Source organism: Pelagovum sp. HNIBRBA483, from assembly GCF_040931995.1.
In the GTDB taxonomy this organism is placed as follows: Bacteria; Pseudomonadota; Alphaproteobacteria; order Rhodobacterales; family Rhodobacteraceae; genus JAEPMR01.
This window is the reverse complement of record NZ_CP162412.1, coordinates 1,810,447-1,827,494: the sequence shown is the minus strand read 5'-3', so window position 1 is coordinate 1,827,494 and position 17,048 is coordinate 1,810,447. Positions and strand designations below refer to the sequence as shown.

Annotated in this window: 17 protein-coding genes and 1 tRNA gene; 15 read left to right on the top strand and 3 right to left on the bottom strand. The window is 54.5% G+C overall.

What is annotated here, in order from left to right; genetic code table 11:
* Positions 1-49 precede the first annotated feature (49 nt).
* Both AB1E42_RS09040 and AB1E42_RS09035 read left to right on the top strand, forming a co-directional pair.
* Positions 50-268, top strand: a complete 219-nt coding sequence (locus AB1E42_RS09040; RefSeq protein ID WP_368343919.1) for a DUF6356 family protein — start codon at positions 50-52, stop codon at positions 266-268.
* 158 nt (positions 269-426) lie between these two features.
* A complete protein-coding gene (locus tag AB1E42_RS09035) occupies positions 427-2,640 on the top strand; it encodes an NADP-dependent isocitrate dehydrogenase (protein WP_368343918.1) in 2,214 nt (737 codons plus the stop codon).
* A gap of 74 nt (positions 2,641-2,714) precedes the next feature.
* Here the strand turns inward: AB1E42_RS09035 and AB1E42_RS09030 are convergent, their stop codons facing one another.
* Both AB1E42_RS09030 and AB1E42_RS09025 read right to left on the bottom strand, forming a co-directional pair.
* Positions 2,715-2,945 (bottom strand): hypothetical protein, encoded by a 231-nt coding sequence (locus AB1E42_RS09030; protein ID WP_368343917.1) that lies wholly within the window; start codon positions 2,943-2,945, stop codon positions 2,715-2,717.
* A 2-nt stretch (positions 2,946-2,947) separates the two neighbouring features.
* Entirely contained in the window at positions 2,948-3,601 is a 654-nt protein-coding gene (locus AB1E42_RS09025; RefSeq protein WP_368343916.1) for an alpha/beta hydrolase, read from the bottom strand.
* A 171-nt stretch (positions 3,602-3,772) separates the two neighbouring features.
* On the opposite strand from AB1E42_RS09025, the gene AB1E42_RS09020 reads away from it, so the two are divergent.
* The 13 genes from AB1E42_RS09020 to AB1E42_RS08960 all read left to right on the top strand — a co-directional run bounded on the left by AB1E42_RS09020 (position 3,773) and on the right by AB1E42_RS08960 (position 16,231).
* Positions 3,773-4,231 carry an Rrf2 family transcriptional regulator gene (locus tag AB1E42_RS09020; protein WP_368343915.1) on the top strand — a complete coding sequence of 153 codons (459 nt, stop codon included), beginning with the start codon at positions 3,773-3,775 and terminating at the stop codon, positions 4,229-4,231.
* A 49-nt stretch (positions 4,232-4,280) separates the two neighbouring features.
* Positions 4,281-5,321, top strand: a complete 1,041-nt coding sequence (locus AB1E42_RS09015) for a cysteine desulfurase family protein (RefSeq protein ID WP_368343914.1) — start codon at positions 4,281-4,283, stop codon at positions 5,319-5,321.
* Between the two features lie 11 nt (positions 5,322-5,332).
* Complete coding sequence (gene sufB / locus AB1E42_RS09010) at positions 5,333-6,856, top strand: Fe-S cluster assembly protein SufB (protein WP_368343913.1); 1,524 nt, start codon at positions 5,333-5,335, stop codon at positions 6,854-6,856.
* A gap of 55 nt (positions 6,857-6,911) precedes the next feature.
* Positions 6,912-7,667 (top strand): Fe-S cluster assembly ATPase SufC, encoded by a 756-nt coding sequence (gene sufC / locus AB1E42_RS09005; RefSeq protein ID WP_368343912.1) that lies wholly within the window; start codon positions 6,912-6,914, stop codon positions 7,665-7,667.
* Entirely contained in the window at positions 7,667-8,971 is a 1,305-nt protein-coding gene (locus AB1E42_RS09000; protein WP_368343911.1) for a SufD family Fe-S cluster assembly protein, read from the top strand. The genes sufC and AB1E42_RS09000 overlap by 1 nt, the downstream gene beginning before the upstream one ends.
* Entirely contained in the window at positions 8,968-9,480 is a 513-nt protein-coding gene (locus tag AB1E42_RS08995; protein WP_368343910.1) for a YIP1 family protein, read from the top strand. The genes AB1E42_RS09000 and AB1E42_RS08995 overlap by 4 nt, the downstream gene beginning before the upstream one ends.
* Positions 9,473-10,693, top strand: a complete 1,221-nt coding sequence (locus AB1E42_RS08990) for a cysteine desulfurase (RefSeq protein ID WP_368343909.1) — start codon at positions 9,473-9,475, stop codon at positions 10,691-10,693. The genes AB1E42_RS08995 and AB1E42_RS08990 overlap by 8 nt, the downstream gene beginning before the upstream one ends.
* A 69-nt stretch (positions 10,694-10,762) precedes the next feature.
* Positions 10,763-10,839, top strand: a tRNA-Arg gene (locus AB1E42_RS08985).
* Positions 10,840-11,094: 255 nt separating this feature from the next.
* Positions 11,095-11,868: an outer membrane lipoprotein-sorting protein gene (locus tag AB1E42_RS08980; protein WP_368343908.1), complete on the top strand. Its 774-nt coding sequence runs from the start codon at positions 11,095-11,097 to the stop codon at positions 11,866-11,868.
* Between the two features lies 1 nt (position 11,869).
* A complete protein-coding gene (locus AB1E42_RS08975; RefSeq protein WP_368343907.1) occupies positions 11,870-13,087 on the top strand; it encodes an ABC transporter permease in 1,218 nt (405 codons plus the stop codon).
* A complete protein-coding gene (locus AB1E42_RS08970; protein WP_368343906.1) occupies positions 13,084-14,313 on the top strand; it encodes an ABC transporter permease in 1,230 nt (409 codons plus the stop codon). The genes AB1E42_RS08975 and AB1E42_RS08970 overlap by 4 nt, the downstream gene beginning before the upstream one ends.
* Before the next feature lie 12 nt (positions 14,314-14,325).
* Positions 14,326-15,012, top strand: a complete 687-nt coding sequence (locus AB1E42_RS08965; RefSeq protein ID WP_368343905.1) for an ABC transporter ATP-binding protein — start codon at positions 14,326-14,328, stop codon at positions 15,010-15,012.
* Positions 14,999-16,231, top strand: coding sequence for a hypothetical protein (locus AB1E42_RS08960; protein WP_368343904.1), 1,233 nt, complete (start codon positions 14,999-15,001; stop codon positions 16,229-16,231). Before AB1E42_RS08965 ends, AB1E42_RS08960 begins: the two co-directional genes overlap by 14 nt.
* 31 nt (positions 16,232-16,262) lie before the next feature.
* On the opposite strand, the gene AB1E42_RS08955 is transcribed toward AB1E42_RS08960, so the two are convergent.
* On the bottom strand, positions 16,263-16,823 hold the full coding sequence (locus AB1E42_RS08955) for a YcbK family protein (protein ID WP_368343903.1): 561 nt from the start codon (positions 16,821-16,823) through the stop codon (positions 16,263-16,265).
* Between the last annotated feature and the right edge of the window lie 225 nt (positions 16,824-17,048).

Genomic DNA, 17,048 nt, shown 5'->3' with positions numbered 1-17,048 from the left:
TGGGAGTAATTCACCCTGACTAAAGTGTAAATATTGCGAGAAGCATAATATGGAGTTTGATATGTTCTCTCGTGTTTTTCTTGATCACCCTCGCTCTGTTGATGAGAGCTACTTCGCGCATCTCCGTTTTGCGCTGAAATTCTCTTTTCGCCTCATTCTCGCAGGACTAGCAGCGCTGATACATGGTATTTTTCCTTGCGCTTTTGAGCGAACAGCGAGCCAAACTGTACGCCAATTGGCAGAGTTGTGTGATGGGCGCGGGCGATAATTCGTTCAAAGTTGCTGGAAAATATATTTTGTATACCGTGGTATGCATTGACTTGAACTGACCCGTTGGGTATCTGGCAGGCCAAGAGCGGCTTGGGTTGGTGTAATGACCCGCAGTACGCCGCATGTTCGAAACATTCGTTCCAATAGGTGGCAATAATGACGAATCCCAACACTCCCGACATCATCTATACCAAGGTTGATGAGGCGCCCGAACTTGCGAGCGCGTCGTTTTTGCCCATCATTCGCTCATTTGCTTCCGCGGCTGGTGTTTCGGTCGGAACCAAAGATATTTCTCTCGCGGGTCGGATCATCGCGGCATTCCCGGAATTTCTTTCCGAAGAGCAGCGGCAGAACGATGATCTGGCCGAGTTGGGCGAATTGGTGAAGGAACCCCAAGCGAACGTCATCAAGCTGCCCAACATTTCGGCCTCCGAGCCCCAGTTGGTGGCGGCAATCAAGGAGTTGCAGGGGCAGGGATATGCTTTGCCGAATTATCCATATGAGCCATCGGGCGACGACGAAAAGTCTATTGGGGTTCGGTATGACGCTATCAAGGGCTCGGCGGTTAACCCTGTTCTCCGTGAGGGCAACTCGGACCGGAGATCGGCGCGCGCTGTGAAGAAGTTTGCGCAGGCAAACCCGCATTCGATGGGCGAATGGAGCGCAGATAGTAAAACTAAAGTCAGCTCGATGCCCGGCAACGACTTTTACGCCAATGAGAAGTCGGCGACGATATCTGCAGCTCAGGCAGGTAAGGCGAAAATCGAGTTTGTCGATGCAGATGGCGCAGCAACCGTGCTCAAAGACGGATGGGAACTCGAAGCCGGGACTGTTGCCGATGCAACGTTCATGTCCGTCAAGGCGCTGAGCGCATTTCTGGCAGATGCCATCGAAGACACCAAATCGGACGGCACGATGTTCTCGCTTCATATGAAAGCGACGATGATGAAAGTGTCTGACCCGATTATCTTTGGCTACGCCGTCAAAGCGTGGCTGGCGCCTGTTTTCGAGAAATTTGGAGATCAATTGGCGGAACTGGGTGTGAGCGCGAGTGCGGGCATGGGCGATCTGCTCGAGCGCGTTAAAGGCAACGCTGAAATCCTTGCGGCGATTGAAGCTGTTCGCGCTGAGCGCCCCGAAATGTATATGGTTGACTCGGACAAAGGTATTACCAACCTGCATGTGCCCTCAGATGTCATTATCGACGCTTCGATGCCGGCGGTTATCCGCGCTGGTGGCAAAGGCTGGGACGGGGCCGGTAACAAAGGCGATACAAATTGCGTGATCCCCGACAATTGCTATGCGCCTGTCTATGACCAAGCTATCAAGTTCTTCAAAGAGAATGGCGCGCTGAACCCTGCAACCGCAGGCGCTGTGGCAAATGTGGGTCTGATGGCTCAAAAGGCCGAGGAGTATGGAAGCCACCCAACGACTTTCGTAGCTCCCGCCGATGGGACAATCCGTGTCGTTCTGGCGAATGGTGAGACACTCCATGCACACGAGGTGGAAGCCGGCGATATCTGGCGCGCATGCACTGTAAAAAAGGCGCCCATTGAGAACTGGATCCAGCTGGCGCTCGACCGTCAGCGTCTGACCGGTTCGGAGGCAATCTTCTGGCTCGATAGCAACCGCGCACATGACGCGGAGCTGATCAAATATGTCGAGCCAGCTCTCGCCTCTGCTGGGGTGTCTGACAAGTTCCAGATCCTTGCACCGCGTGAGGCGACGCGGCAGTCGCTTGAGACGATCACGTCGGGTCAAGATAGCATCGCGATTACAGGTAACGTTCTGCGTGATTACCTCACCGACCTGTTCCCGATCCTCGAGCTTGGCACCTCTGCGAAGATGCTCTCGATCGTGAAGCTAATGAACGGCGGCGGCCTGTTCGAAACTGGTGCAGGCGGCTCGGCACCCAAGCACGTCCAACAGTTGATGGAAGAGAACCACCTGCGCTGGGACTCGATGGGTGAGTTCTGTGCACTTGGTGAGAGCTTGAATTTCCTCGCTGACACGCGTGGCAATGCGAAAGCGGCGGTGCTTGGCGCAGCGGCTGAAGTTGCAACACAAGGTATTCTGGATCATAACCGTTCGCCGTCGCGTAAGGTTGGCCAGCCTGACAATCGTGATAGCCACTACTGGTTCGCGCGGTACTGGGCTGAAGCACTCGCGCAGCAAGGCGATGACAAAGATCTGGCGGCGCATTTCGCACCGATCGCTGCGGCGCTAGCTGAAAATGAAAGCGTGATCTTGCAAGAATTAGAAGCAGCGCAAGGTGCGGTGGCGGATTTGGGTGGGTACTATCATTCCGACCCCGCAAAGACAGAGGCGGTTATGCGTCCCAGCGCCACTCTGAACGCGCTTATTGGATAGGTGTGATAAAAACAAAAAGGCCCTCCGGAAATTTTGGAGGGCCTTTTTTATTTCGCTAGTCGCTTCTTGAATTCCTAATCGGCGGTCCGCGCTTTGTGTTTTTGCATCCGTTCGGTCAACAGTTGTCTGGCGCGTTTTTCCGCGCGCCGCACGCGGATCGCGGTATTATAGGCCTCTTGAAGCGTTTGCGATGAGGCGCCTAGGATCTCTCCTACATTTGCGACGATTTGATCGTCACCACTGCGCGCCTCATCAGCAAGCGCCATTTGCGCAATTTCGTCCGCCATGTCGTCCAGAAATGCCATGGTTAGCGGGTATTCTCCGTTAGGCGACGCTTCACATAAGTCGAGACATGATCCAGCATCGTGTCCATATGTGGTTCTTCGAAGAAGTGGCCCGCCCCGTCGATTTCTGTATGCGTAATCGTGATGCCCTTCTGCTCGTGCAATTTGTTCACGAGTGAATGCGTATCAGCAGGTGGCGCGACGCGGTCCGATGTGCCGTTGATGATGAGGCCAGAAGACGGGCAGGGCGCCAAGAAGGAAAAATCGTACATATTGGCGGGCGGAGACACCGATATGAAACCTGTAATCTCCGGGCGTCGCATCAAGAGCTGCATGCCGATCCAAGCACCGAACGAAAACCCTGCGACCCAGCAATGCTTTGCATTTGAGTTCATGGACTGGAGATAATCTAGGGCCGACGCGGCATCCGACAATTCGCCAATGCCCTGATCATATTCGCCCTGACTGCGCCCAACGCCACGGAAATTGAAGCGCAGAACGGTGAAGCCCATGTTGTAGAATGCGTAGTGCAGATTGTAGACGACGCGATTGTTCATCGTCCCGCCAAACTGCGGGTGCGGATGCAAAACGATCGCAATTGGAGCGTCACGATCTTTTTGTGGGTGATAACGGCCTTCGAGCCGACCCTCAGGGCCGGGAAATATTACTTCGGGCATATGTGTCCCATTTCTCGGTCATTTAATCCGGAGAATTCTTGACGAAAACTCTCGGACACTTTAGAAAGATTCTAACCCCAACCGGCTGGTCGGGTTTTACCGTGGTTACTCAGGGCTGGGGCGGGCGTCAATGTATTTGAGCCAAACAGCCGCGAGATGTGAGGCGATTTCATGAAGTTGAGCACAAAAGGCCGGTATGCGATGGTCGCTCTTGCCGACTTGGCTTTGCAGCCTGAGGGCGGATTGGTCACTTTAACAGAGATTTCAAAGCGGCAGGACATCTCTCTAGCTTATCTTGAACAGCTTTTCGTGAAACTCCGCAGGGCTGATCTTGTCGAGAGCGTCAGGGGGCCGGGTGGCGGATATAAGCTGTCACGGCCGGCGTCTGAAATCCGTGTCTCAGATGTGCTTGGCGCTGTAGATGAGACAGTGAGCGCGATGCACAAAGGCGCGGGCGCAAGCGGAGCGGCATCCGGAAGCCGCGCTCAGTCTCTGACAAACCGACTGTGGGAAGGGCTTTCGGCCCATGTCTACGTCTTTTTGCATCAAGCCCGGCTTTCGGACGTGGTTGGCAATGGGTTGGCGCCCTGTCCGGCGGTGCCAGCGCTTTTTGAAGTGGTTGACGAATGAACCAACGGGTAACTCATATTGCTGGCTCACGCGTAGAGGCGCTGCGCTGATGCGGTCGTACCTGGATCATAATGCCACGGCGCCACTGCGTTCAGAAGCCCGCGCCGCTATGATTGCGGCGATGGATCTGGTGGGAAATCCGTCTTCCGTACATTCGGAAGGGCGCGCGGCCAAAGCGTTACTCGAACAGTCGCGTTCCAAGCTGGCCGAAGCGCTTGGGGCTGGGAACGCAGACATCATCTTTACCTCAGGTGCGACCGAGGCCGCAGCTTTGGCGCTCAGGGATAAGGATCTGCTTGGCGCGGACATCGAGCATGACGCCGTGCACAATTGGATCGCGCCGTCACTTCCCGTTGATCAGTTCGGTCGCGTTGACGTGATGGAGCCGGAAAGAACGGCCCTGCAACTTGCGAACTCGGAGACTGGTATCATTCAGGATCTGCCGAAAGGGCTTGCCGCTTCTGACGTGACGCAGGCGATAGGTCGTGTGCCCTTTTCATTTAGTTGGAGTGGCATCGGCGCGGCATTTCTATCAGCGCACAAAGTTGGTGGACCGAAAGGTGTCGGCGCATTGATCGTCCCGCAAGGTGTGGATGTTGTTGCCCATCTCCGCGGTGGCGGACAGGAAATGGGCCGCCGCTCAGGTACAGAAAACCTTGTAGGAATTGCCGGATTCGCGGCAGCTGTTGAGGCCGCTTTGAAGGATCTTGCCGAAGGTGTGTGGGCTAAGGTTGAAGAATTTAGAAATATTCTAGAAAAGGCCATTGAGGCCGGCTCTCCGGATACTATTTTTGTCGGGAAAGAGGTGAGCCGGCTGCCAAATACCAGCTGTTTTGTCACACCGGGATGGAAAGGCGAAACTCAGGTCATGGCGATGGATCTCGCGGGTTTTGCCATATCGGCAGGGTCGGCATGCTCGAGTGGCAAGGTGAAGGCGAGCCGAACCTTGCGTGCGATGGGCTACTCAGTTGAGGAGTCGAGTTGCAGCGTCAGGGTTTCGCTCGGCCCTGAAACGACGAAGGACGAAGTTCTGCAATTTGCAGAGGCTTGGACGAACAAATTGGAGAGACAGCGCAGACGCAGCGCTTGAGAGGTAAGCAAATGGTTGCATTGGACCAAAGTCAGGTGAAGGACGGTGTCGATCAGGATACCGTGGATGCCGTCGCCAAATTGTCTGGCAAGTACAAGTACGGCTGGGAAACCGAGATTGAGATGGATTACGCACCGAAAGGTGTGAACCCGGACATTGTTCGCTTGATCTCCGATAAGAATGAAGAGCCTGAATGGATGACGGAATGGCGTCTTCAGGCCTTTGCGCGGTGGGAAAACCTTGAAGAGCCCGATTGGGCGATGGTTTCCTACCCGAAAATTGATTTTCAGGATCAGTACTACTATGCGCGCCCGAAGAGCATGCAGGAGAAGCCGAAGTCGTTGGATGACGTGGACCCTAAATTGCTGGCGACCTATGAAAAGCTTGGTATCCCTCTGAAAGAGCAAATGATCCTCGCCGGCGTCGAGGGCGCTGAAGATGCGCCAGCAGAAGGGCGCAAAGTCGCTGTGGATGCGGTTTTTGACTCTGTCTCGGTGGGTACAACCTTCCAAAAAGAGTTGGAGAAAGCGGGGGTTATTTTCTGTTCAATTTCGGAAGCGATCAAAAACCACCCCGAGCTTGTAAAGAAATACCTAGGATCGGTCGTTCCGCCGTCGGACAACTACTACGCCACGCTCAATAGTGCGGTGTTCTCGGATGGATCTTTTGTTTATGTGCCACCAGGCGTTCGATGCCCGATGGAGCTGTCGACATATTTCCGGATTAACGCGGAGAATACCGGACAGTTCGAGCGCACGTTGATCATTGCCGATAAGGGGTCGTACGTCTCTTACCTTGAGGGCTGTACCGCACCGAAGCGCGACACCGCGCAGCTCCATGCGGCGGTCGTCGAAATCATCATCGAAGAAGATGCCGAGGTGAAATATTCCACCGTTCAGAATTGGTTCCCCGGTGATGAGGAAGGCAAGGGCGGCATCTATAACTTTGTGACCAAGCGCGCCGACTGCCGCGGCGATCGTTCCAAGGTGATGTGGACACAGGTGGAGACGGGCTCGGCTGTAACATGGAAGTACCCTAGCTGTATTCTGCGTGGCGATGACAGCCAAGGTGAGTTCTATTCAATTGCGATCACCAACAATATGCAGCAGGCCGATACCGGCACGAAGATGGTTCATCTTGGCCGCAATACAAAATCGCGGATTGTCTCGAAGGGGATCAGCGCTGGGAAGGCGCAGAACACCTATCGTGGATTGGTGAGCATGCATCCGAAAGCGAAGAACAGTCGCAACTACACGCAATGTGACAGCCTTCTGATCGGCGATAAATGCGGCGCGCACACGGTTCCGTATATCGAGGTGAAGAACAATTCGAGCCGTGTCGAACATGAGGCGACCACCTCAAAAGTTGATGACGACCAACTCTTTTACTGCCGTCAACGCGGCATGGACGAGGAGGAGGCTGTCGCGCTGGTCGTGAATGGTTTCTGTAAGGAAGTGCTTCAGGCGCTTCCGATGGAATTTGCGATGGAAGCGCAGCAATTGGTTGCGATTTCCTTGGAAGGGTCCGTGGGCTAACGCGCTCTACAATTCGGTTTATTTGGCGTGGTGAAGCTACGCTGAGGAGAAGAAAATGCTGGAAATTAAGAACTTACACGTCAAGCTTGAAGAAGAAGACAAGCAGATTTTGAAGGGTGTGAACCTGACTGTTGAGGCTGGGAAGGTGCATGCGATCATGGGGCCGAACGGTTCCGGGAAGTCGACGCTTTCTTACGTCCTGTCTGGCAAAGATGGCTATGAAGTCACCGATGGTGAGGCCACCCTTTCAGGTGAGGATATCCTAGAGATGGAGCCGGAAGAGCGCGCCGCCGCGGGTCTGTTCTTGGCCTTTCAATATCCGGTCGAGATTCCGGGCGTTGGGAACATGACATTCTTGCGGACGGCTGTGAACGCACAACGCAAAGCGCGTGGCGAGGAAGAACTGAGTGCCGCCGATTTCCTGAAAGTTGTGCGCGAGAAGGCGAAGACGCTCAAAATTGACGCCGAAATGCTCAAGCGCCCGGTGAATGTTGGTTTCTCGGGTGGTGAAAAGAAACGAAACGAGATTCTCCAAATGGCAATGCTGGAGCCGACTATGTGCATCCTCGACGAGACGGACTCTGGTCTTGACGTTGATGCGATGAAGCTGGTTGCCGAGGGTGTAAACGCCCTGCGGGACGAGGGACGCGGTTTCCTCGTTATTACCCACTATCAGCGCTTGTTGGACCACATCAAACCCGATGTTGTGCACATCATGTCCAATGGGCGCATTATCAAAACGGGTGGCCCCGAGCTCGCGCTTGAAGTGGAGCATAACGGTTATGGCGATCTGCTTGCGGAGGCCGTTTGATGGTTGCGAGAGCCGCACTGGTAAAGGCCAAGGCTGACGCGACAACTGATCGGTTAGCCGAGTATGAAGTGCCTCAAGGGGCTTCGTGGGCGGTTGAAGCGCGTAACAAGGCGCTCGCCCGCCTTACGGAAACCGGGCTTCCTCACCGGCGAGACGAATATTGGAAGTACACCGATCCAAGCTCGCTTGTTGTGGCTCAGGCACCTGAGGCGGCCTTGTTCGAGAATGACGAAGGCCCGGCATTCGATGCGATTGACCGGATTAAGATCGTCTTTGTAGACGGTGTATTCGACGCTGCTGCGTCGTCGGATTTGTCTGCTGAGGGTTTGGAGATCGAACGCCTCGCCAAGGCTGTCGAAAGCGATGACCATTGGGTCAAAGACCTCTTTGGGGTGCTTGAAGGGCGCAACGCACAGGGCGCCGTTCCACGGCCATTGGCCGCGATGAATACGGCAATTGCGCTCGATGGTGTTTGCATCCGCGCAACGGCGAAGGTCACGAAGCCAGTAAATTTGATTTATCTACATAAATCAAAGGTTTCAGACGCCTACTTACATCATTGCATCAAGGTTGAAGGTGGCGCCGAGTTCACACTTTTGGAAACCGGACCTGCTGCCGCCCGTTTCTCGAAGGTGATGGAGGTCGATGTTGCTGATGGTGGCGCATTTCATCATGTCAGGGCGCAGGGCCGCGATCATGAACGTCGCGCCTACACCGCACAGTTCGGTCGCCTTGGTGAGGGATCAACATACAAGTCCTTCACGCTTACAGCGAACGGGGTTCTGACAAGAAATGAAAGTGTCATCGAGCTGACTGGCGATAATGCTGTAACGCACATTGCAGGTGCGGCCGTTGGCGACGGATCTGACTTCCTTCACGACGACACGGTGTTCATCACCCATGATGCCGTTGGCTGCGAAAGCCGTCAAGTGTTCAAGAAAGTGCTGCGAAATGGTGCTGTTGGTGTCTTTCAGGGCAAAATCCTCGTCAGACCGGATGCGCAGAAGACTGATGGATATCAGATCAGCCAATCGCTTTTGCTGGATGATGACAGCCAGTTCCTCGCCAAGCCAGAGCTTGAGATTTATGCCGACGATGTTGCCTGTAGCCATGGATCAACATCAGGTGCGATCAATGAGGATGCATTGTTCTATCTCAAATCGCGCGGCGTGCCGCATCATGAAGCGACGAACCTACTTACGCTCGCGTTTCTCGCAGAGGCTCTTGATGAAATTGAGAATAAAGCCTTTGCGGATGATCTGTACGAACGCTTGTCAAACTGGCTGAACCGGCGCGTTAAATGACCGTTTCAACGGATATCTTAAGGACCTGGCGCGCACCGCGCCAGGTGATGCGGCGCCTGCTGGAAATGGGGCAGCGCGAGGATCGCGCACTGGCTTTTCTTATGGCTGCGTGTTTGTTGATCTTTATCGGTCAGTGGCCACGCCTCGTACGTTTGTCAGAGGGGATAGGGGTGTCTGCGGGGGCCGAAGTCCCCGAGCTGTCTCGTTTGATATCGTACGAGTTTGTGAGCTGGATCGTTGTCTGGCCGCTCATGTTCTACATCATTGCTGGGATTTCCCATCTGATTGCGAAAGTGCTGGGCGGAAAAGGGACGTGGTTTGGTGCTCGGTTGGCGTTGTTTTGGGCGCTTTTGGCGAGCTCTCCTGCAATGCTCCTTTACGGCTTGTTGATGGGGTTCAACGGCGCAGCCATCGGTACACAGCTTGTTGGTATGGTTTGGCTTGGGGCGTTGGTTCTGTTTTGGATTTTGGGATTGATCGAAGCTGAGAAGGGCCGTTCAGATGCTTGATATCGAAAAAGTCCGCGCCGACTTTCCTATTTTGAAGCGCGAAGTGAATGGTAAGCCTTTGGTTTACCTCGATAACGGCGCATCCGCCCAGAAACCGCGCGTGGTGATTGACGCAGTTACACGGGCCTACAGCCACGAGTACGCGAATGTTCATCGCGGTCTGCACTACCTCTCTAACCTCGCAACGGAAAGGTATGAAGGCGTCCGCGGCATCATCCAGCGTTTCTTGCATGCTGGGAGCGAAGACGAGATTGTGATGACCACCGGCACTACGGAAGGGATTAATCTCGTTGCATACGGCTGGGCAATGCCGCGCTTTCAGGCGGGTGACGAGATCGTCCTCTCAGTGCTTGAGCATCATGCCAATATCGTGCCGTGGCATTTCCTGCGGGAGCGGCTGGGTGTCGTACTCAAGTGGGTGGATGTCGGGCCGGAAGGTGAACTGGACGCCCAAGCGGTCATTGATGCGATCGGACAGAAAACCAAGCTGGTCGCCATTACGCAGCTTTCCAACGTCCTGGGCACACAGGTCGATGTAAAGACGATCTGCGCCGCCGCGAGAGAAATGGGCGTTGCCACTTTGGTCGATGGCAGCCAAGGCAGCGTCCACGCGCCTGTCGATGTGCAGGATATCGGGTGTGACTTTTACCCCATCACCGGTCACAAGCTTTATGGTCCATCCGGCTCGGGTGCGATCTATATTCGGGATGAACGGCTCGCTGAAATGCGCCCGTTCATGGGCGGGGGCGATATGATCCGCGAAGTCTCGAAAGAAGTTGTGACCTACAACGAACCGCCAATGAAATTCGAAGCGGGGACACCTGGGATCGTGCAGCAGATCGGCTTGGGCGTCGCGCTTGAATATCTGATGGATCTGGGTATGGAGAATGTCGCTCTCCACGAACGCGATCTGAAAGAATACACCGAGAAGCGCCTGAGCGGTTTGAATTGGTTGAATATTCAGGGAAAATCTCCTGACAAAGCGGCGATCTTCTCATTCACGATGAATGGGGCAGCGCATGCCCACGACATTTCGACCGTTCTCGATAAAAAGGGCATCGCTGTGCGTGCTGGGCATCATTGTGCGCAACCGTTGATGGCGCATTTGGGCGTTTCGGCAACGTGTCGTGCGTCCTTTGGGCTGTATAACACGCGCGCAGAGGTGGATGCGTTGGTCGACGGCCTAGAGCTTTGCCATGATCTTTTTGGCTAAAAGCTCCTGTTAAGACGGGTGCTTTTCCGATTGCGGTGTTAAAGTAGTGCCGATATAGAGCGGCTCAGCGGACCCATAGCTCAGCTGGATAGAGCGCTGCCCTCCGAAGGCAGAGGCCAGAGGTTCGAATCCTCTTGGGTCCGCCATATCCCCGATCTTCCGTGACAAGCCATCGCTTCGAGATGCGGTATTGCATGCGAAAAGGTGAGGATTTCGGCTGGTTAATTGGTCGACTGATCGCGAGTCATGCGGCGGAAGCAAGCAATAAATCATAACTGTCCTTGTCCTCGTCTACTTTTCAACTTTCCGCCTGAAGTTGACTTGGATCATGGTGCTCCTTACCGTTTCAATGTGTTTTCGGTTGGGAGTTGAACAGACCGATTTCCAAATCGGAGGTGCGCATGACCGGATATTTCACCCGTCGAACACTATTTTCTGCATTAGGTGGAACGATATTGGTCGCGATTTTGCCAAGCGCCGTTCTTGCACAAGATGCGCGCGAAATACTGCGCGCGGCCTTTGATAATTGGCGCGCGGATAGTTCGTACGCAAAAGTTGAGATGGTCGTTCAGCGCAGCAATGGGACGCGCACAATGACCTTTGAAAGCTGGACTCAAGGGGAAGATCGTGCGCTCGTCCGTTTTACAGCGCCGGCGCGAGATGCGGGCAACGCTACCTTGCAGCTTGATGGGGCGACATACGTTTTCAATCCGCGGCTCAACCAGATTATCAAACTACCTGCGAGTGCGATGTCGCAGAGCTGGATGGGGTCGGATTTCTCATATGATGATCTCGCCCGTTCAGAAGGCGTGATCGACGATTATACACATCGCGTTCTTGAGACGCGCACAGTCTCGGGCGCGCAAGCCTACGTCATCGAGTCTGTTCCGAAGCGTGGCGTTCCGGTTGTGTGGGGTAAACAGGTTTTAACTGTGCGCAGCGATGGGGTGTTGCTGTCTGTGGAGTATTTCGATCAGCTCGGGAAACGCGTGCGTGAAATGCGATCAGGGCGCATCGGCACACTTGGTGGGCGGCCGTATCCTGTAGAGATGACGATGCGCCGAGATGATGAACCTGGCGAATATACGACCGTCAGAACGGTCGATGCGGAATTCAATATCGATATTCCAAGTTACCTCTTCACGCGCTCGAACCTGCAAAATCCGCGGGACTGATATGATCACTGCTATCGCTTGGCGCAATGTTTGGAGACAGCCGACGAGAACGCTGCTGTCGGTGACGGGTATGTCGTTCACCTCAATGCTGTTGGTTTTCATGGTGTCTTTCCAGTTCGGTTCTTACGACACGATGAAGGAAAGCATGCTGGGGATTAATGACGGCTATGGCCAGTTTCAGGCGGAGGGTTACAACGACTCGCCTGATATGGCGACGACGCTGGAGCAGCCCTACAAGATAGCCGAACGCGCTCGCGAAATTGGCGGCATCGATGCCGCTGCCGTTCGAGCGAATGGATTCGGCTTGTTGGCGCATGGCGAGCGGAGCTTTGCCGCTGCGATCATTGGCTTAGATCCGGAAGCCGATCCTCAGGTCGCGAAGATTTCGACGATGATAAAGTCGGGCCGCCCACTGCAGCCCGACGACGATGCCAGTATTGTGTTGGGCGAGGGGTTAGCCCGAAATCTGAGGCTGGAATTGGGTGATCAGGTTACGCTGTTGGGGAGTGCGGTTGATGGGTCGGTTGCCGCCGACGTGTTGACACTTGTCGGTATTTTCGGCGCAGGTGTCCCCGAACTTGATCGTCAGATCGCGCAAATGCCGCTTTCGCGTTTCGACGAAACGTTCTTCATGGAAGGAACCGCGCATTTAGTGGCCGTTAAGGGCAGTGATCTGCCCCATGTTGAACGCAAGAGTGGCGAGCTTGAAAATATCGCAGCGGAGTTTGGCGCGACCTATCTGAGTTGGGATGTGCTGCGGCCCGAAGTTAAGCAGGCCATTTCACTCGACCAGTCCACAGCCATATTGGTCTATGGGACATTGGTCATTGTGGTGGTTTTCGTCATTTTGAACACCCTTTACATGTCTGTATTGGAGCGAACACGGGAATTTGGCATGTTGCTGGCGCTTGGAATGAAACCGGCGCAGATCGGCCGTATGGTCTGGGTCGAAATGGTCTTTCTGTCGGTACTTGGGGCCGGTAGTGGCATTGTTCTGGGCATCGCTCTGACAGCCTATTTTCAAAATGTCGGTATTGGAATCGAGGGTATGGGAGATGTCTATGCGGAGTGGGGTCTTCCGTCACGGTTCTATCCCATCATGACGATTGAGCGTGTTTTGGTGGGACCTGTGGCCATAGTCGGGTCGATCGCATTGCTGGGTATCATCCCTTATCGGAGGGTTCTGAGGCTCGAACCTGTGGAGGCGATGGCAGGATGAGCGATACACTTCGAACCTTCCTCCCGCTTGCATGGCGGAACGTCTGGCGGAACCCGCGCAGGACATCGATCACACTCATCGTGGTATCCGTGGGTCTGTGGTCTATCTTGTTTTTCAATTCGTTCATGATTGCTTGGATGCAATCGAGCAAGGACACTGCGCTACAGATTTTGACTGGTTCTGGTCAGATCCATGCCGAAGGGTTCATGGATGATCCGAATATTGATCTGGTTATGGAGGCGCCTGACGAGGCTTTGGTTGAAGCATTGTCAGGTGCGCAGTTTTCCGGCTGGACTCGTCGGCTCGGTCTGCCGGCTGTTATTTTGAGCGAATACAAGACCCTGCCTGTTACGATGACAGGTGTTGTCCCCACAGGGGAAAGTCAGGTTTCAGTGCTTCCCCAAAAGGTCGTTGAGGGGCGCTACCTTGCAAGCCATGAAGATGATGGCGTTGTCATTGGGCTGCACCTTGCGGAGCAGTTGAAGACGGGCGTTGGGCGGCGCGTGATCTTGATGTCTCAAAACACCGACGGCACGATGTCGGAGCGTAGTTTCGATGTGGTAGGCCTTTTTGACTCTGATCAGGCGACCGAAGACTTCTTCGCGTTCACGGGATTGTCTGCGGCGCAATCCTTCGTGGGTTTGCGAGATCAAGTGACTGAAATTGTTTTCGCGTTGCAAGATGATGCGCCGCTCGAACCGACTATCGATACCTTGAAGGAGGCGGCGCCCGAACTCGATGTAAGGAGCTGGAAAGACCTTAATTTGTTGCTTGCGACGACAGATGCGTTCATGGGCAGCATCATTTTCATTTGGCTCGGCGTGGTGTTCGCGCTGATGGCTATCGGCATCATCAATACGCAACTGATGGCAGTGTTCGAGCGGATGCGTGAGTTCGGCCTGTTGCGCGCGCTTGGCATGCGGCCTCGGCTGGTCTTGCTGATGGTGACGCTAGAGTCTGCGCTGCTAATCGGAATAGGTGTTCTTATTGGCGCCGGATTATCGGCTTTGACGATTTGGTCACTTTCGGACGGCCTTGATCTTAGCCGCTGGGCCCAGGCAATGGAAATGATCCAAGGCGGCAATGTTTTGTATCCGGATTTTCATTTTGGCAGTTTTGTTCTCTTCTCATTAATCATTTGGATTCTCGGGATTTTGGTCGCTCTGTGGCCTGCGAGAAAGGCATCGAAATACAGCCCCGTCGAAGTGATGCGCAGGGACACTTAAGGAGATAAAGTGATGCAGGCCATAGTAACGTGTCGCGGTGTCCGAAAGACTTTTGGGAAGGGGGAACTGGCGGTTCATGCGCTTAGGGCGGTAGATCTCGATATTCTGCAAGGCGATTTCGCAACCCTTGCGGGCCCATCGGGTTCCGGCAAAACGACCCTCCTGAATATGATTGGGGGATTGGACAGCCCAAGCAGCGGTGAAGTCATCGTTGATGGCGAGAACCTCGGTGAGATGTCGAAAGCCGAATTATCGGAGGTCCGACTGACCAAGATAGGTTTTGTGTTTCAGTCCTTCAATTTGATCCCGGTGATGTCCGCTGCTGAGAACATCGAGTTCGTCCTCGAACTTCAGGGAATGCCACGGGCAGAGAGGCGGGACAGAGCGCTGGCGATCTTGAATGATGTAGGTATTGAAGAGCTGGCGCATCGCAGGCCTGGCGCAATGTCGGGTGGCCAGCAGCAGCGCGTGGCTGTTGCGCGCGCATTGGTGAGTAACCCGTCAATCGTACTGGCCGATGAACCGACCGCCAACCTGGACTCCGCAACTGCTTACGATCTCGTCGCCTTGATGAGGCGGTTGAATGAGGAGCATGGAACAACTTTCCTCATAGGAACGCACGACACCCGCGTGCTTGAAAACAGCCAGCGGCGCATAACGATGTTGGACGGGGGTATAGCAACCGATGAGCGCGTTTAAGACATTAATCGTTTCATGTGTGCTTGCCGGCTATGCTGGGGGAGTGCTTGCTCAGGAGTTGCGATTCAAAGTCGAACTCGGATCCGATTTGCAGTGGCCCGATGGCTCTAGTCTGGAGGCGGCACTTGGCTTTTCCTCTCTGCAAACCAATCGTGCAGGCCTGCGGGCGATGGTGGACGCCGAGCTTCTTGGCGGACAGTTTGAGCTGCATGGAGCGGTTAATCGGGTCAATGGTGACAATATCGCGCTGCAATCTGCATTAGCGGGCATGAGCCCTTCATCACCCCCAGCGACTCTTTTCGACCTCAGCGGGGAAAACATTTCCGGGGACACGGCATTGCAGTGGGGCATTGATCGGCTGAACCTGACATGGACCACGGACAGTTTTGTTTTCAAGGTAGGGCGGCAGGCAATCACTTGGGGCAACGGGCTGGTCTTCGCTCCATCCGATGTTGTTGCGCCGTTTTCACCGAACGCGATCGACCGGAGCTACAAGACCGGTACGGATATGATCTATGCGCAGTATCTCTTTGATAATGGTGCGGATTTGCAGGCGGTTTATATTCCGCGACCCGAGATCGTCGGCGGTGCGGTAAGCGCTGATGCCTCCACAACCGCCTTGCGTGGATATGCAAATGTGGGTGGGCTCGACGTCACCGCAATGCTCGCGAAAGACCGCGGAGATCTGGTTTTTGCGTTAGGCGGCAGCGGCGCGCTGGGTGAGGGCGCGTTGAAAGGCGATATCGTTCTATGGGATCCGCTTGGCGGTTCTATTGATCCGTCTTGGGTGGTGAACTACTCCAACTTTGCCAGCTTTGGAGATCTTGGCGTTTCCTATTTTGTGGAGGCCTATCAAAATGGTTTCGGTACCGCCTCGGATACGACTTTGGCTGCTTTGCCTGTGGCCTTGTCCTCACGAATGGCAACGGGGCAGGTCTTCTTTGCTGGACGGAATTTCTGGGCGGCGGGAGCACAGGCGTTTGTGACCCTAGATCTGATGCTCGCACCGACTGTCATTGTTAATGCTGATGATCGTAGCGCATTGTTGAGCGTGACTGCAAATTACACTCTTGGAGATAATACGGATGTGTCGCTGAATTACTCGAACCCGTTTGGCGCTGACGGCACTGAATTCGGCGGGCGTGAAACATCACTAGGAAGCGGCAATTTCGTCGGCCCGTCGCGCAGTCTAAGCCTGACGATATCGCACTTTTTCTAAAGCTTTTGCCGCGCGATCTGAGTTCGGGGCCTTAGGCGCCCCAATTCCGAACTGGACCACAATCCATATGGACAAAATCCGAGCCGGAATACTTGCCTACGCCACCGGCGTTGCACGACGAAGCCGCATTTGCCATTTGACGAACCGAGCGGCTTGCCAAACGTAAGTCGGCTGCTTGCGCCTGCATGTGAAGGGAATTGCGTGCAACGCCGGACGAGCGCCGTCTCAGCATCGCATTTGTTGCGGGCGTTCTGTATCCTGAGAGCAGCATATACGGCTCGGAAACATCAAGGATATTGTGCGCAGCAGCCATGATATCAATCGTGCGTGTATCGATGCGCTTAACCTCATCCGTTCGCCAGTCTCGCATGAAGTAGCTGATCTGTTGGATTGCTTCGTCGATGTAATCGCCTTCGATCCAATAAATGGTATCAACGCTTTCACCCGTTCGTCCCGAATACATCTTGAGCCGTCGTATGTCGCCGGCGCCACGGAGGAAACCGAATGCATTTGAATAGGTCGGCGCAGCAACTACCGCAGTCGCCGCAAATGCACGAAGGAGCCCGCGACGGGTCATACTCAAGGTGGTCATAGAAACAAATCCTGTATTCCCAATGCTTGCCGTTTCCATGCAAGCGGTTTGCCATCTCCCCAGGCGGCTGAGCATTTTATGACATGTTTCGAATCATATACCAAGCCACCTTGCTGCTTTGTTGACGTTTGGGCGACAAATCGGCAGTTTTTTGCGCAAATGCTGGGTTCAGACTGATCCCGGGTTCTAGCCCGATGGCGCGGAGGCAACATCGGCGAAGCAATT

Coding starts and splice junctions, on each gene's coding strand:
- AB1E42_RS09040 (WP_368343919.1), top strand. CDS start 50: ATGGAGTTTGATATGTTCTCTCGTGTTTTTCTTGATCACCCTCGCTCT.
- AB1E42_RS09035 (WP_368343918.1), top strand. CDS start 427: ATGACGAATCCCAACACTCCCGACATCATCTATACCAAGGTTGATGAG.
- AB1E42_RS09030 (WP_368343917.1), bottom strand. CDS start 2,945: ATGGCATTTCTGGACGACATGGCGGACGAAATTGCGCAAATGGCGCTT.
- AB1E42_RS09025 (WP_368343916.1), bottom strand. CDS start 3,601: ATGCCCGAAGTAATATTTCCCGGCCCTGAGGGTCGGCTCGAAGGCCGT.
- AB1E42_RS09020 (WP_368343915.1), top strand. CDS start 3,773: ATGAAGTTGAGCACAAAAGGCCGGTATGCGATGGTCGCTCTTGCCGAC.
- AB1E42_RS09015 (WP_368343914.1), top strand. CDS start 4,281: ATGCGGTCGTACCTGGATCATAATGCCACGGCGCCACTGCGTTCAGAA.
- sufB (WP_368343913.1), top strand. CDS start 5,333: ATGGTTGCATTGGACCAAAGTCAGGTGAAGGACGGTGTCGATCAGGAT.
- sufC (WP_368343912.1), top strand. CDS start 6,912: ATGCTGGAAATTAAGAACTTACACGTCAAGCTTGAAGAAGAAGACAAG.
- AB1E42_RS09000 (WP_368343911.1), top strand. CDS start 7,667: ATGGTTGCGAGAGCCGCACTGGTAAAGGCCAAGGCTGACGCGACAACT.
- AB1E42_RS08995 (WP_368343910.1), top strand. CDS start 8,968: ATGACCGTTTCAACGGATATCTTAAGGACCTGGCGCGCACCGCGCCAG.
- AB1E42_RS08990 (WP_368343909.1), top strand. CDS start 9,473: ATGCTTGATATCGAAAAAGTCCGCGCCGACTTTCCTATTTTGAAGCGC.
- AB1E42_RS08980 (WP_368343908.1), top strand. CDS start 11,095: ATGACCGGATATTTCACCCGTCGAACACTATTTTCTGCATTAGGTGGA.
- AB1E42_RS08975 (WP_368343907.1), top strand. CDS start 11,870: ATGATCACTGCTATCGCTTGGCGCAATGTTTGGAGACAGCCGACGAGA.
- AB1E42_RS08970 (WP_368343906.1), top strand. CDS start 13,084: ATGAGCGATACACTTCGAACCTTCCTCCCGCTTGCATGGCGGAACGTC.
- AB1E42_RS08965 (WP_368343905.1), top strand. CDS start 14,326: ATGCAGGCCATAGTAACGTGTCGCGGTGTCCGAAAGACTTTTGGGAAG.
- AB1E42_RS08960 (WP_368343904.1), top strand. CDS start 14,999: ATGAGCGCGTTTAAGACATTAATCGTTTCATGTGTGCTTGCCGGCTAT.
- AB1E42_RS08955 (WP_368343903.1), bottom strand. CDS start 16,823: ATGACCACCTTGAGTATGACCCGTCGCGGGCTCCTTCGTGCATTTGCG.